A 14682-nucleotide genomic window follows, 5' to 3' on the forward strand; every position below is an offset into this window, starting at 1 on the left:
AGCCCTTAATATTTTTTATTAATGTTAGGGCTACTTTTTTTTAATAAACAAAACTCGTTATGAAGAAAACCATATTGTTAATAACAATTCTGTTGCTACCATTACTACTAATTGCACAACAACAGACAACTACAATAAAAGTAAGTGCTCGTTCTGTTCTTATAGATTCTTCCCCAGAGTTTAAAGCTACGGTAGCATTAAGTAGTAGTTACTCAAGCCTTCCTGCTGAAATGACAACTCTTGAAATTCTGAAAAAAAAGTATAAAAGTGCACTTAAAGCCAATGATATTTCTTGGAGCAACCTGAAAAAAGATTCCAATGGTTTTGGATATGAAAGTATGGGATATGGTAAAGATGGTATTATATATGAATACCGAACCAAATCAGTGGAAAAAATGAAAAAATTCCTCAAAACTAAATCATTAGGAATGCAGATGATAAACTACTCCTCTATTATTACTATTGACGAAGAAGAAGTTGCGAAATTATCTGAAACAGCTTTGGCAAGTGCTAAAGCAAGGGCCATAATTATTGCAGCAGCTATGGGTAAAGAGCTCGGAGATATAAAGGAAATAGAAGATTTAAATAATCGTTATGGTGAAGAAGTTGAAAGCTCAATATACTACGATAGACCTATCGGTGAGTATTTTTATATGATTAATGTGATATTTACGGTAAAGTGATATACCATAAAAACTTATTAAAACGTCAGCCTTATAAAAAACACTTATAAATGAAGAAATTAACACTCATAACCTCACTAATATATCTTGGGTTCTGTAGTTGTTCTGATTCTCATAACTCAAATCTGTTGGACAGTGATAATTTTAATACTAGAGAAGAAAGAATTGAGTGTCTAAAATATGAAATTAAAGCAAAAAGTGATTTTGATAATGCAGAATTTGAATTGTTTAATATAAACGGTTTTACTAATAGTAGGCCAACATCTATTCCAGGAGCATCTTCTTGGGATTATAAATTTGTTATTAGAGTTAAATCTTCTGACATAGACAAATGGACTGAAGGAATGCTAAAAACACAACCGACGAATTATGATATTAGTTGGACGAAAGCCATTGTTGAAAAAAGAGCTAGTGTTTGGCAAACAATTAGTCAACCTGAGTTTTTTAAACGTAAAACGGCTAATGTAATGGTAATTATATTTAGAAATGAAGGCATTATCTATAAACGTGTGATTGCTAATTAAAAAACTGGCTTTGTTAATCTAAAAAATTAGCGTCAGGAACTACTACTCTTTAAACACAAACCGTTTAACTATTAAAAAAGGAATTATGACACATAAAACAATTATCTTTATTTTAGTAACAACTTTCACTTCATTAATAAATATAAATGCACAAAATTCTGTAGATGACATACCTCACGAGTTTTTTCACATTTTTAAAACAGAGCCTATGGAAGCATTGGACTATGCCTATTCCACTAATCGTTGGATGTTAAAACAAGTAAACAGAATTGAAATTTTAAAAAATGAATTAAAAGAAATATTACTACTTGTCGGAGATTATCATGGTTTTGAAATTATAACGAAAAAAAGTATAGGAAAGAATTTAAAACTCCTTAGTTATATGGTAAGGTACGACCGTCAGCCAGTGAGATTTACATTTGTCTTATATAAATTAAAAGATACTTGGCGAATTCAAGATATAGTTTATAATCTTGATTTAACGGGTGAAATCATAGAATCAGCAAAAATAGACCGAAATTGAAACATCGCATTACGTTTTATAATAATGTAAAGTAGATCTTTTCACGTAATGCTTATAGATACGCAAATCGTTGTGTCAAGACACGAAAAAACGTTTATTTACGAAATTAGGATCAGTGGCAATCAATGATCTTAAATTACTACCGTATTTAATTAGCATGAATAAACGCGAAATAGTGATTACCAGATTAAAGCAAGAGCCATTAAAATCTATTTTAATAACAAAATGGTGGATACAATTAGAGATGGATAAACTAAATTTTTTAAAGTCGATTCTGATAAAAATAAAATTTACGCAAAAATAGATTGGTGTAAAACAACACCTCTAAAAAGCATTACTAAAGAAAACGAAACAACACTATTAGAATTGGGCTCAAATGTATCTGGGTGGAAACTATTATTAGGAATTTATTCTTCTGAATATTTATATTTAAGAGAGAAAAAAGGATAGTATCTCTTTCTTAAAAAATTCAATAAAGAAGACTATTCAAATTTTCGGCTATCTAAAGCGAATTTAGCCAAACTCAATAATACCAATTAGTAATTGAATGATTTCTAACAGATAAAAAACATTACTTTTTTAATTGATTACAAAAAAAGCTTCAAAGAGGGTAAACTCTATGAAGCTTTTTTATTTGTGGTCCCACTTGGGCTCGAACCAAGGACCACCTGATTATGAGTCAGGTGCTCTAACCAACTGAGCTATGGGACCCATTAACATTGCTGTTAATTTTATCTCTTATTTAAAAGAGTCTGCAATATTACTACATATTTTAAAACTGTCAAAGAATTTTTAACCCTTTATATCTTGACATAGCTCAATTAAAACTCCATTCGTCGATTTTGGATGTAAAAAAGCAATCAACTTATTGTCGGCTCCTTGCTTTGGTTTTTTATGAATCATGGTAAAACCTTCTGCCGTTAAGCGTTGTATTTCCGCTTCAATATCATCAACGGCAAAGGCAATATGATGCATGCCTTCTCCCTTTTTTTCAATGAATTTGGCTATTGGACTCGCTTCATTAGTAGCCTGAAGCAATTCAATTTTATTAGGGCCGCATTTAAAAAAGGAGGTTTTTACACCTTCACTTTCTACATCTTCAATCTTATAATGGTCTTCACCAAATAAGGCTTTAAAAAGCGTATTAGATTTTTCTATATCCTTTACAGCAATGCCTATATGTTCTATTTTTTTCATCTAAAAATTTGATTCAGTTTCCGCAAAAGCAGAAATCTCATTAATAATTTACACTCAAAAATAAGATAATCCTTAAATAACCTCTACTTTTGCAGATGATTAGTTATAATAATCATCATGGAAGAATTTACACAAAGACAAAAAAAAATAGGAGGCATCCTACAGCAGGACTTAGCAGAAGTATTACAAAAAGCAGCTACTGATGGCGGTTTACGTGGTGTTATCATCTCTGTTAGTAAAGTAAATGTAACTACAGATCTGTCTATGGCTAAGGTATATCTTAGTATTTTTCCGAATAAGGAAGCAGAAGCATTATTAGAAGGAATTAAGTCTAATAAACCGCTTATTAGACACGAATTATCTCAGCGTACACGTCATCAATTAAGACGTATGCCACAATTAGAATTTTTTATAGACGATTCTTTAGAATATATTGATGGCATTGAACGTTCTCTAAAAGGAGAAGATAACCCATTAGAAAATCCAGATTTACTAGGTAAGCGTAAAAAATCTTAAGTGAATTTCCCTTTATATATAGCAAAACGATATCTGTTTTCTAAAAGCAGTAATAATGCTATTAATATAATGACTTTAATTGCTTCTGGTGGAGTTATTGTTGCTTCAGCAGCACTTTTTATTGTACTCTCAGTTTTTTCAGGATTAAAAGATTTTAGTCTTAAATTCTCTTCTTTCGTAGATCCAGATTTAAAATTAATACCCTCTGAAGGTAAATCTTTCATATGGACAGAAAATGATAAAGCAACCCTTTTAAAAATTGAAGGCGTCGCCAATTATTCTGAAATTATAGAAGAACGTATTATTATTAGATCCGAAAATAAAAATCTTATTGCGACCCTAAAAGGAGTAGATAAAAACTACCTAAATGTTACCAACATTGAAGCAATGGTAACTAAAGGTAAATGGCTTACACCTGAAAGTAATGATGTGGTTTCTGGCTCGGGAATCTCTGACAATTTATCTTTTGGTGTTTTTGATTTCTTAAAACCATTGTCTTTATATGTACCAAAAGTAGGAAAGGGACAAGCTAGCTCTATAAAAGGGTATTACAATTCTGTTTTTGTAAATAATGTTGGCTTATTTACAATTAACGAAGAGTTAAGTAATAATTATATATTTTCAAATATTGAACTCGCTAAGCAATTGTTGAGTTATAACGAAGGACAATTGAGTGCTTTAGAACTTAAATTAAAACCTGATGCCGATGAAGATGCTATTAGAGATCAACTTGAAGCATCCTATGGAAATAAGTTTAACATTAAAAATAGAGCAGAACTCAATGATGCATTATTTAAAATGTTGAATACTGAAAACCTTGCGATCTACCTCATCTTCACTTTAGTAATTATCATTTCACTATTCAATGTTATTGGTGCTATTATTATGATGGTTTTAGATAAAAAGAAATCAATTAATACCTTATTTTATTTAGGAACAGAAACCAAAGCCATAAAATCCATTTTCTTTTTACAAGGCAGTTTAATGACAATTGTAAGCGGTATAATTGGTATAGTGATAGGATTAGCTGTTGTATTTATTCAGCAATCTTTTGAATTAATAATGCTTACTCCAGATTTAGCCTACCCTGTTAAGTTTAACTTTTTTAATGTGTTAATTGTCTTTGCAACGATTTTTGCTTTAGGAATTATAGCCTCTAGAATTGCGTCACAACGTATCACTCCTAGTTTAATTAAAAGTTAGGTAAAACTCGTATATAAAAGACCAAAAAAACAGAGTAATAATTACGGCTACTTTTTTAAAGTTAGCTTTTCGTTAGTAGCACTTCTACTCTACTCAAACTGATAATCTGGGAAAGCAGCTAACACTTCATCAAAGGCTGCAAATACAGCTGCAGAATCATCACTAGTTACCATTTTCATTCGGTATTCTTTAAAGTGTGGAATGCCTTTAAAGTAATTGGTATAATGCCGTCTCGTTTCAAAAACACCTAGAGTTTCACCTTTCCAATCTATTGCCATTTGAAGATGTCTTCTGGCTGCATCAACACGTTCAGCCAAAGAAATTGGTGCTAAGTGTTCTCCCGTTTCAAAAAAGTGTTTTACCTGTTTAAAAAACCAAGGATTTCCAATAGTTGCTCGTCCTATCATTGCTCCATCTAAACCATAAGAATCTCTCATTTCCATTGCTTTTTCAGGAGAGGTAATATCTCCATTTCCAAACACAGGAATATGCATTCTAGGGTTATTCTTAACTTCAGCAATAGGTTTCCAATCGGCTTCACCTTTATACATTTGCGCTCTAGTTCTACCGTGTATTGCAATAGCTTTACAACCTACATCTTGCAAACGCTCTGCTACCTCAACAATTTTTATAGAGTCATGATCCCAACCTAATCTGGTTTTTACAGTAACTGGTAAATTGGTGCGTTTTACCATTTCGGCGGTCAGTTGTTCCATTAAGCAGATATCCTTTAAAATACCAGCTCCTGCACCTTTTGAGACTACCTTTTTAACCGGACAACCAAAATTAATGTCAATAATATCTGGATTCGATTTTTCGACAATATCAATAGTCTGTAACATGCTTTCCATATTGGCTCCAAAAATTTGAATACCAACAGGACGTTCCTTTTCATAGATATCTAATTTCATAACGCTTTTTGCTGCATTACGAATTAATCCTTCACTAGACACAAACTCGGTATACACCACATCTGCTCCTTGTTCTTTACAAAGTGCCCTAAACGGTGGATCGCTTACATCTTCCATAGGTGCTAAAAGCAATGGAAAATCTGGTAATTCTATGTCGCCTATTTTAACCAAGAGTTCTAATTTTGGTGCAAAATTAAGGTTTTTATTCATTAGTTTCTTAAAATGTATATTTACACCAAAATCTTAATATGAAAAAGAGCCTGCTTTTACCTTTTATAGCTTTTATATTACTTTCAAACTGTAGTGTTATAGACGAGTTAACTAAATTTGATTTAGATTATCAAACTAATTTTTCTGTTGCTTCAACAACATTAATAAACACTCCTTTTAATCTTTTTACTCCAGATATTACAACGGATTCTGAATCTTCATTTGAAATTAACAACACACATAAAGACTTAATTGAAAGTATTAAACTAAAGCGAATAAAACTTACAATTAATTCTCCAGACGATGGTAATTTTAATTTTTTGAAGGAAATTCATGTATATATTGAGGCAGAAGATATTGATGAAGTTGAAATTGCAAATATCTATGATTTAGAAAACACAAATTCAAGCACTCTAGAATTGGATATTCTAGGCGAAGAATTAAAAGCATACATTAAAAAAGATAATTTTACTCTGCGTGTTAGAACTGTTACAGATGAAACCATTAACGAAACACACGATATTACAATAGACACAACATTTAGAGTAGATGCCGAAATATTAGGTGTTTAATGCTTTATGATTTTAGAACGATCTAACGTTTTATAAGACAAAAAAAGCCTTTACAAATTGTAAAGGCTTTTTTTATTATTTTATGATGTAACTTAATCGAATGTCATAGGTAATTTAAACTGTCCTTCAGTGATTTCTATAACATCAGTTGGATTTTCTGTATTATATAATTTTAAAGAGAAGTTTCCTTCTAGCAACTGACTTATTTCTATGGTTTGTGCACCAAAAGTTACGTTAGTATTTGTAGAGCTTGTAATTTCAAAATTACTTCCGCTTTGATCTCCACCTAAGGTTGAGTACCATTCTTCTACTGTAGAATCTGGAGAATAAGACACACTTACATCTCCTGTAGAACCATTTACTACATTATCGCTTATAGCATAATCATAAGAACTTACAGGAAAAGCATCGTTGAACATTTGTGCTGCAGAATCTTCTGATCCACATAAATACATACGAATGAAATCAAAACTCATATTTGGTCTTGCTTCATTATCAAAATTAGGATAAACACCTATAGCGTAATTTAACCCACCATTATCTGGATAGTAAGCACAAGTTGTTGTAATTGAGTTTCCAGAGAACAACAATGAGTAATCTAATGTTGTTGCCGTTTCTTTTTGTCCGTATACAAATGGTTCACCATTTATCTTTCCAGAAATAAAATATAAATAATCATCATTATTTACATCTGATTCTGAACTCGAATCGTCACTGCTACAAGCAGAAAACATAATAGTAGCTAATAAAAGTGTTAAAATTGATAGTTTTTTCAAAGTAGAATTGTTTTTAGGTTGGGAGTAAAAGTACGCTATCTTTATTAAAAACCTAATTTATACTAAATTAACTAATATTATACTCTCCTTTACTTTTGTGTATAATTTACAATTCTATCAATGCTGTATATATGGCATGGTTAGAGTTATTAGTAAAACAAATGCTTCGTAGGCCTCCTAAAACTGTACTTTAGTATCAATTGTTTCCTCTCCACGTTTTACCGTAATAGCAGCTTCATCTCCATTATCAAAAACAGATAAAGCACGCATATAACTCATCATATCAGTAATAGTACTATCTCCTAGTTTAAGGACGACATCACCTTTTTGTAAACCAGCAGCAAATGCAGGTGTATCCTCTCGAGTACCATCTATTCGCATCCCTTTGCCGTCGTATAGGTAATCTGGTACAACTCCTAAACCTACTTTAAAACGCGGTGTTTCTTCACTTTCATTCTTTGTTTTTCGGAACGCCAATTCTCCGTTATCATCTAAATCTGCTATAATATTGTAGATATAATCAGAAATTAAATTCATGCCTTCATAATTCAACTTTTCGGCATCATCACCTGGTTTGTGATAATCTTCATGTTGTCCTGTAAAGAAATGTAATACAGGAATATCAATTAAATAGAAAGACGTATGATCACTTGGACCTACTCCACTTTCGTTTTCAACCAATTTAAATTTATCATTATTAGATTTTAATGTTTGTTTAAACATAGGAGACGTTCCTGTACCGTAAACAGCCAAAGTACTATCGGCTTTCATTCTGCCAACCATGTCCATATTTATCATGTAATTGATAGATGCTGCATCAATAGTTGGGTTTTTGGAAAAATAATTAGAGCCTAATAATCCCATTTCTTCACCCGAAAATGCTAGAAACAAGTAGTTGTTTTTATCTTTAATTTTAGACTGGTCATTTTTTACTTTTAATCTACTCGCTAAATTTAGCATCACTGCTACTCCACTCGCATTATCATCTGCTCCATTATGTACGGCTTTATCTTCACCTCGATATAAAGAGCCTTCTCCTCCAAAACCTAGGTGGTCGTAATGCGCACCAATAACCACTGTTGTTTTCGCATTGTTATCTATAAAGCCAACGACGTTGTGGCCCGTTATTGTACTGTCTGCATTTGTTGTAAATTCTACTTCGCTATGTGGATCTGTTTTAGGCTTAAAAGAAAACGATTGTAAAAAACCATCTGTTCCTTTTGGTTGCACTCCAATTTCTTTAAAACGCTTAATAAGATATTCTGATGCTAAAACTTCTCCTTCTGTGCCTGTTTGACGACCTTCTAATTTATCGTCAGCTAAAAATGTAACATCGTCTTTAATATTATTTTCAGCAACCTTAGGTTCGTTTTTACAGGATATAAATCCCGCTAATGCTAATAAAATTAGTGCTTTTTTCATTTCGAAATATCGTTTTAATTTTCTTTAAAAATGTGTTTTATCATAAAATACAGGATTTATTAATCCGCAATATTTCGTGCTTTATTTCATCTTTAAATCTTACTTTTGCACAAAATTAGGCATTAAAAGTCACTTATTATAATTCTTTATTATGAACAGAATCGTCACAATTTTAATTCTACTCCTTACTCTTTCTTCTTGTAAAAATGAGACCAATACAACAACCGAAGCGACTTCTGGTGCTACTAAAACATACGATTCTTTAATCTATCCTGAAGAAACCCATTTTAAGTCTTTAAGACAGGTGACTTATGGTGGAGATAATGCTGAAGCGTATTGGAGTTTTGACGATAAACAACTCGTGTTTCAATCTAATAATACCAAATGGGGAGTTGAATGTGACCAAATGTTTATCATGGATGCCAACCAAACATTTACAGATAGTATTGCTCCTCCTATGGTAAGTACAGGAAAAGGAAGAACTACTTGTTCTTATTTTATGCCAGATAACAAACATATTATTTATGCTTCTACGCATCTTGGAGATGAAGCATGTCCTGAAACTCCACTAAGAAAAAATGGAAAATACATTTGGCCTATTTACGATAGCTACGATATTTTTGTAGCCGACTTAGAAGGTAATATTGTAAAACAATTAACTAACGAAGTAGGTTACGATGCAGAACCAACCGTGTCTCCAAAAGGTGATAAAATTGTGTTTACGTCTACACGAAGTGGCGATTTAGAATTATATACCATGAATATTGATGGTAGCGATGTAAAACAAATTACTAACGAATTAGGTTACGATGGTGGAGCCTTCTTTTCTCCAGATGGTACAAAATTAATCTTCCGTTCTTCGCGTCCTAAAACGGAAGAAGAAATTAAAAACTATAAAGATTTATTGGCTGAAGGTTTAGTTGAACCAACCGATATGGAATTGTATATCTGTAATGCAGATGGCTCTGATTTACGCCAATTAACAGATTTAGGTAACGCCAATTGGAGTCCGTTTTTTCACCCTTCTGGTGAGAAAGTATTGTTCTCTTCTAATTTTGAATCTGAACGTGGATTTCCTTTCAATTTGTATTTAATTGATATTGATGGCAAGAATTTAAAGCGTGTTACACACAGTGAAACCTTTGATGCATTTCCAGTATTTTCTAATGATGGGAAATACTTAGTCTTTTCTTCTAATAGAAATAATGGAGGTGGTAGAGACACCAACTTGTTTATTGCAGAATGGCAAGATTAATTTAAATCTTTAAGTCGCTTACGTTCGTCTAGTTCTTCTTGATCTGGATCTGGTTCATTGGTCTTTAATTTCGTATTTCCAAAATTATAACGGAAACCTAATTTAATATACCTATTATCATAATCTACAAAGCTAGAGTTTAATTGGTTGAGATAATCTGTTGACGTTTCTTGGTCTTGTAGATTGAAAAAATCTTCTACAGACAATGAGATAACTCCCCTTTTCTTTAAAATAGATTTTGAAACACTTAACTCAGAAACTAAACGATCTTCAACAGATTGAAATTGTTGCAAGTTTTTACCCACCCAAGTAAAGGTTAAACTCGCATTTAAACTCTGGTCTTTTAAAAAAGAGAAACTATTGTGTAAAATACTGTAGTTAGACCATTGATCTTGTTTTACAAAATCGTCTCCAAAATTTGCTTCTTCAGAAATATTATAAAAAGAGGTTACAAAATAGAGGTTCCAAGTACTGGTTGGATAATAGTCAAAAACAAAATCAAATCCATATTCTACTTTTTTATCTAGGTTTATGGGAGTAAAAGCAATTTCATTGGTTTGGTTATTTTGACGAGGTAGCTCTACAATATCACCATCGTAATTCATATAATAAGCTTCAACAGTAAAATGCTCTAAAAAATTAGTCCCTATTTTATAATGATCTCTATAGGTTGGTACTAAATTAGGATTACCCAATACAACGGTATTCTCGTTTAAGAAAAATGTAAACGGGTTTAAATCTGTATAACTTGGTCTTGTTATACTGCGTTTGTACGTTGCATATACACTAGTTTCTTCTAAAATTTGATGAGATAAACTTACGTTAGGAAACCAATCTAAATAATCTTGCGTATTGGTTTCTCCCAATGTAAGCGACTCGCCTTCAATATAACTTTGTTCTACTCTAAGACCAAGACTTAATTCCCATTTATTCCAAGATTTAATATAATTGGAATAGGCAGCAAACACTTTTTCATCATATATAAAGGCATCTGTATTATTAACATCTATGACTTCTGAATTTCCAACTATATCCAATTTTGTAATGTCGCTGTCTGTATTTACATTAGAATATTTTACTCCTGCATCAAAACTAGAAGTCTCATTAATTGGTAAACTATAATCTATTTTTCCTGTTATAATATTGGTGTTTTGATTGGCTATTGAATTAAACTCCGAAGTACCTTCAAATATATTATTAACATCAAACTTATTAGTGAGTACATTTTGGTCGCGCTCATAATCGTAAATGGTATAATGCGCATTAAATGTTAAGTAAGCACTATTTTCAAAAGCGTGGCTAAAGATTACATCTGTACCAATGTTATACTTATTATCTCTAGATAAATTATCTGAGGTAAAGCGTTTTTTATAAACAAAGTCTTCGTCTGTAATATTTGTCTTATTTCTTATTTGATATTTAAAATACGGTGTATATAAACCTGTACTTGTAAGACTCAAGGTGTTTTTATCGTCTATGTAATAATCGAAATTAAGGTTAAGGTTATGTGTTTGAGACCATGTGTTTCTATTAATATTAGATGTCCAGATTTCTTCAATTTCATTTAAATTATCTAAAAAATTAACCGTATCATCTTGATTTCTATTGATTTTGTTTTGAGAATAACTATAGTTTAAATTAAGATTGATTTTGTTGTTTTTAAAATAATGACTCGTTCCTGCGTTATACCGAGGAAAAACACCTTGTGTATAATTTGCTAACACACTTCCTCTGTAGCCTGTTGCCAAGTTTTTACTCATTATAATATTAATTACAGAACCAGAATCTGCATCGTAACTTGCTGGCGGATTTGTAATAACCTCAACTGACTTTATACTATTTGCTGGTGCACTTTCAAGCAACTGTATTAACTCTTCTGAAGTCAATTGTACTTTACGGTTGTTTATATAAACTGTTGCAGGAGAACTTTTAATATTAATACTACCTTCAGATACAATTATTCCTGGCGTACTTTTTAAAACACCAAGCGTAGAACCTTCACTTAATGCGGTGTTTTCGACATTAAAAATTAAGCGGTCTGGTTTGCGTGTAATCGTTGGTTTTTTAGCAATTATGGTAACTTCATCTAAATTTTCGGGAATTTCGATAAGTTGAATTTTCTTTAAATCTAAATGGCCTCTTAAAATGATTCGTTGTGTAAAATCTTCAAAACCAATAAAGCTAATTTTAATGACATATGTGTCTGAAACAAGGTTTTCAATCTTAAAATGTCCAATATCGTCAGTTGATGTTCCTTTTAAAAAAGTGCTGCCATCTTCAGCTAAAACAATCATATTTGCTAGGGCAATAGGATTACTATTTAAATCCATAACCTGTCCCGAAATTGAAAAATCTTGTGCATAAGCCATAAAACATAGTGTATAAAGAAATACACTTAAATAATAACGTAGGCGAACAATCATGAAATAGGTTTATCTTGCAATATATAAATTGTTTTTCACTTTTGATTGCGGTTTTTCCGCAATAGAGCAACCTTTTCTCTTATTTTACAACTGTTTTTATTCTGGTTTTTGATCTCGCAAAGCGCAAGAAATCGATTATATTTTTTCAGTAAAATCTTAATTTTTTAAACTTAAAAAGTATAAAATTCAGCTTCACTTCAGTAATCACTTCGCTAGCCCATAGAATTTATTTAATTTGAAAACTTACAAAATTCAAATGAAAAAATTCATGTACTTTTGCCAATTAGTTATTGCCTTAGAAAAGAGACATGAAAAACATTCGTAATTTTTGCATTATTGCACATATTGACCACGGAAAAAGTACACTAGCAGATCGCTTACTTGATGTTACAGGTTCTGTAACCGCTCGAGAACAACAAGCCCAACTTTTAGATAGTATGGACTTGGAGCGCGAACGCGGTATTACTATCAAATCACACGCCATACAAATGGATTACGTGTATGAAGGAGAAAAATATGTACTCAATCTTATTGATACTCCTGGCCATGTAGATTTTTCTTACGAAGTTTCTAGATCTATTGCTGCATGTGAAGGTGCTTTGTTAATTGTAGATGCTGCGCAAAGCATACAAGCACAAACTATTTCTAATTTATATTTGGCTTTAGAGAATGATTTAGAAATTATTCCAGTCTTAAATAAAGTAGATTTACCAAGTGCAAATCCTGAAGAAGTTACTGATGATATTGTTGATCTTTTAGGTTGTGATCCGGAAGAAGTTATTCATGCTAGTGGAAAAACAGGTTTTGGTGTCGAAAATATTTTAAAAGCAATTATAGAACGTATTCCTGCTCCAAAAGGCAATGTAGATGAACCGCTTCAAGCCTTAATTTTTGATTCCGTTTACAACACATTTAGAGGTATTGAAACCTATTTTAGAGTGTTTAATGGTGAAATTAAAAAAGGACAAAAAATTAAATTCGTTGCCACAGATAAAGAATATTATGCAGATGAAGTTGGTACTTTAAAATTAAACCAAGTCCCAAAACAAAGTGTAAAAGCGGGCGATGTTGGCTATTTAATTACAGGAATAAAAACCGCAAAAGAAGTAAAAGTTGGTGATACTATTACGGATTTTAATAATCCAACAACCAATATTATTGAAGGTTTTGAAGACGTAAAACCAATGGTTTTTGCAGGTATATATCCTGTAGATACAGAAGATTACGAAGAGTTGAGAAACTCTATGGAAAAACTACAGCTTAATGATGCTTCCTTAGTGTTTCAACCAGAAAGTTCTGCTGCTTTAGGTTTTGGTTTCCGTTGTGGATTTTTAGGCATGTTACACATGGAAATTATACAAGAACGTTTAGAGCGTGAATTTGATATGACTGTAATTACTACAGTTCCTAACGTATCTTATCATGCCTATACAAACAAAAATCCTGATGAGGCTTTTATTGTTAACAATCCTAGTGACTTACCAGAACCAACAACTGTAAATCGTGTTGAAGAACCTTTTATTAAGGCAACAATTATTACTAAATCTGATTTTGTTGGTAACGTAATGAGCTTGTGTATTGAAAAACGTGGTATGATTATTAACCAAACGTACTTAACTACAGAACGTGTTGAGTTAATTTTTGAAATGCCATTAGCAGAGATTGTTTTCGATTTTTATGATCGTTTAAAAACTGTTTCTAAAGGTTATGCTTCTTTTGATTACCATCCAATTGGTATGAAAGTTTCTAAATTAGTAAGATTAGACGTCTTATTAAATGCACAACCTGTTGATGCCCTTTCGGCTTTGATACATGCAGATAACGCGCATAACATTGGTAAAAAGATGTGTGAAAAGTTAAAAGAATTAATACCAAGACAACAATTTGATATTCCTATACAAGCTGCTATTGGTGCAAAGATTATTGCTAGAGAAACTGTAAAAGCATTGCGTAAAGATGTTACCGCAAAATGTTATGGTGGTGATATTTCTCGTAAACGTAAGCTGTTAGAAAAGCAGAAAAAAGGTAAGAAACGTATGAGACAAGTAGGTAATGTAGAAATACCTCAGCAAGCATTTATGGCTGTTTTAAAGCTGAATGATTAAAAATAAAAAGCCGTAATGACATGTCATTACGGCTTTTTATATATTATTAACTGATTAAGAATTAATCACAAGTAGTAATAAGTTCTAATCCTGCAATAAATTCATCAAAAGCTGTTTCAGTGTCTTCACCTTGAACAAAAGCGTTTCCGTTTTCGCCTTCACAAACTTCCATAGCAGGAACTGACTGTCCTAAAATTTCGTAACCATCACAAGTTACACACCCATTATCGTCATTACCTCCATTATCATCATCACTAGAACATGATGTGAATCCGATAGCAGCAATTACAGCAAAAGATAAAATAAATTTTTTCATAATTAAGATTTGATTTTTGTTAAAAATTTTAACAAATATGCACTAT

14 protein-coding genes and 1 tRNA gene are annotated in these 14682 nt (G+C 31.7%); 8 read left to right on the forward strand and 7 right to left on the reverse strand.

Translation table 11 applies throughout. The features are described 5' to 3' along the window. Positions 1–59: 59 nt before the first annotated feature. The 3 genes from VDP25_RS07985 to VDP25_RS07995 all read left to right on the forward strand — a co-directional run bounded on the left by VDP25_RS07985 (position 60) and on the right by VDP25_RS07995 (position 1730). A complete protein-coding gene (locus tag VDP25_RS07985; protein WP_334468546.1) occupies positions 60–683 on the forward strand; it encodes an SIMPL domain-containing protein in 624 nt (207 codons plus the stop codon). A gap of 50 nt (positions 684–733) precedes the next feature. Further along, positions 734–1207, forward strand: coding sequence for a hypothetical protein (locus VDP25_RS07990; RefSeq protein ID WP_334468548.1), 474 nt, complete (start codon positions 734–736; stop codon positions 1205–1207). 85 nt (positions 1208–1292) lie between these two features. Continuing rightward, positions 1293–1730 (forward strand): hypothetical protein, encoded by a 438-nt coding sequence (locus VDP25_RS07995; protein WP_334468550.1) that lies wholly within the window; start codon positions 1293–1295, stop codon positions 1728–1730. Between the two features lie 637 nt (positions 1731–2367). On the opposite strand, the gene VDP25_RS08000 is transcribed toward VDP25_RS07995, so the two are convergent. Then, a tRNA-Ile gene (locus tag VDP25_RS08000) sits at positions 2368–2441 on the reverse strand. Between the two features lie 81 nt (positions 2442–2522). After that, entirely contained in the window at positions 2523–2927 is a 405-nt protein-coding gene (gene mce, locus VDP25_RS08005; RefSeq protein ID WP_334468552.1) for a methylmalonyl-CoA epimerase, read from the reverse strand. Between the two features lie 117 nt (positions 2928–3044). Here mce and rbfA point away from each other — a divergent pair, with 117 nt between their 5' ends. Beyond that, a complete protein-coding gene (rbfA, locus tag VDP25_RS08010) occupies positions 3045–3443 on the forward strand; it encodes a 30S ribosome-binding factor RbfA (RefSeq protein ID WP_215926308.1) in 399 nt (132 codons plus the stop codon). After that, positions 3444–4646: an ABC transporter permease gene (locus tag VDP25_RS08015; protein ID WP_334468557.1), complete on the forward strand. Its 1203-nt coding sequence runs from the start codon at positions 3444–3446 to the stop codon at positions 4644–4646. Positions 4647–4735: 89 nt separating this feature from the next. On the opposite strand, the gene dusB is transcribed toward VDP25_RS08015, so the two are convergent. After that, positions 4736–5728 carry a tRNA dihydrouridine synthase DusB gene (dusB, locus tag VDP25_RS08020; protein ID WP_215927399.1) on the reverse strand — a complete coding sequence of 331 codons (993 nt, stop codon included), beginning with the start codon at positions 5726–5728 and terminating at the stop codon, positions 4736–4738. 77 nt (positions 5729–5805) lie between these two features. Here dusB and VDP25_RS08025 point away from each other — a divergent pair, with 77 nt between their 5' ends. Beyond that, positions 5806–6339 carry a hypothetical protein gene (locus tag VDP25_RS08025; RefSeq protein WP_334468559.1) on the forward strand — a complete coding sequence of 178 codons (534 nt, stop codon included), beginning with the start codon at positions 5806–5808 and terminating at the stop codon, positions 6337–6339. A gap of 92 nt (positions 6340–6431) precedes the next feature. On the opposite strand, the gene VDP25_RS08030 is transcribed toward VDP25_RS08025, so the two are convergent. Beyond that, positions 6432–7115 carry a hypothetical protein gene (locus tag VDP25_RS08030; protein WP_215926314.1) on the reverse strand — a complete coding sequence of 228 codons (684 nt, stop codon included), beginning with the start codon at positions 7113–7115 and terminating at the stop codon, positions 6432–6434. Positions 7116–7292: 177 nt separating this feature from the next. Next, positions 7293–8537, reverse strand: coding sequence for a M28 family peptidase (locus tag VDP25_RS08035; RefSeq protein ID WP_334468561.1), 1245 nt, complete (start codon positions 8535–8537; stop codon positions 7293–7295). 151 nt (positions 8538–8688) lie between these two features. On the opposite strand from VDP25_RS08035, the gene VDP25_RS08040 reads away from it, so the two are divergent. After that, complete coding sequence (locus VDP25_RS08040) at positions 8689–9792, forward strand: TolB family protein (RefSeq protein ID WP_215926318.1); 1104 nt, start codon at positions 8689–8691, stop codon at positions 9790–9792. On the opposite strand, the gene VDP25_RS08045 is transcribed toward VDP25_RS08040, so the two are convergent. Continuing rightward, positions 9789–12215, reverse strand: coding sequence for an outer membrane beta-barrel family protein (locus VDP25_RS08045; protein WP_334468564.1), 2427 nt, complete (start codon positions 12213–12215; stop codon positions 9789–9791). The genes VDP25_RS08040 and VDP25_RS08045 overlap by 4 nt on opposite strands. 308 nt (positions 12216–12523) lie before the next feature. Here VDP25_RS08045 and lepA point away from each other — a divergent pair, with 308 nt between their 5' ends. Continuing rightward, on the forward strand, positions 12524–14320 hold the full coding sequence (gene lepA, locus VDP25_RS08050; RefSeq protein ID WP_215926322.1) for a translation elongation factor 4: 1797 nt from the start codon (positions 12524–12526) through the stop codon (positions 14318–14320). 61 nt (positions 14321–14381) lie between these two features. Here lepA and VDP25_RS08055 read toward each other — a convergent pair whose 3' ends face one another. Further along, a complete protein-coding gene (locus VDP25_RS08055) occupies positions 14382–14636 on the reverse strand; it encodes a hypothetical protein (RefSeq protein WP_334468566.1) in 255 nt (84 codons plus the stop codon). Positions 14637–14682 lie beyond the last annotated feature (46 nt).

It is taken from the genome of Winogradskyella sp. ECml5-4, assembly GCF_036903175.1.
In the GTDB taxonomy this organism is placed as follows: domain Bacteria; phylum Bacteroidota; class Bacteroidia; order Flavobacteriales; family Flavobacteriaceae; genus Winogradskyella; species Winogradskyella damuponensis.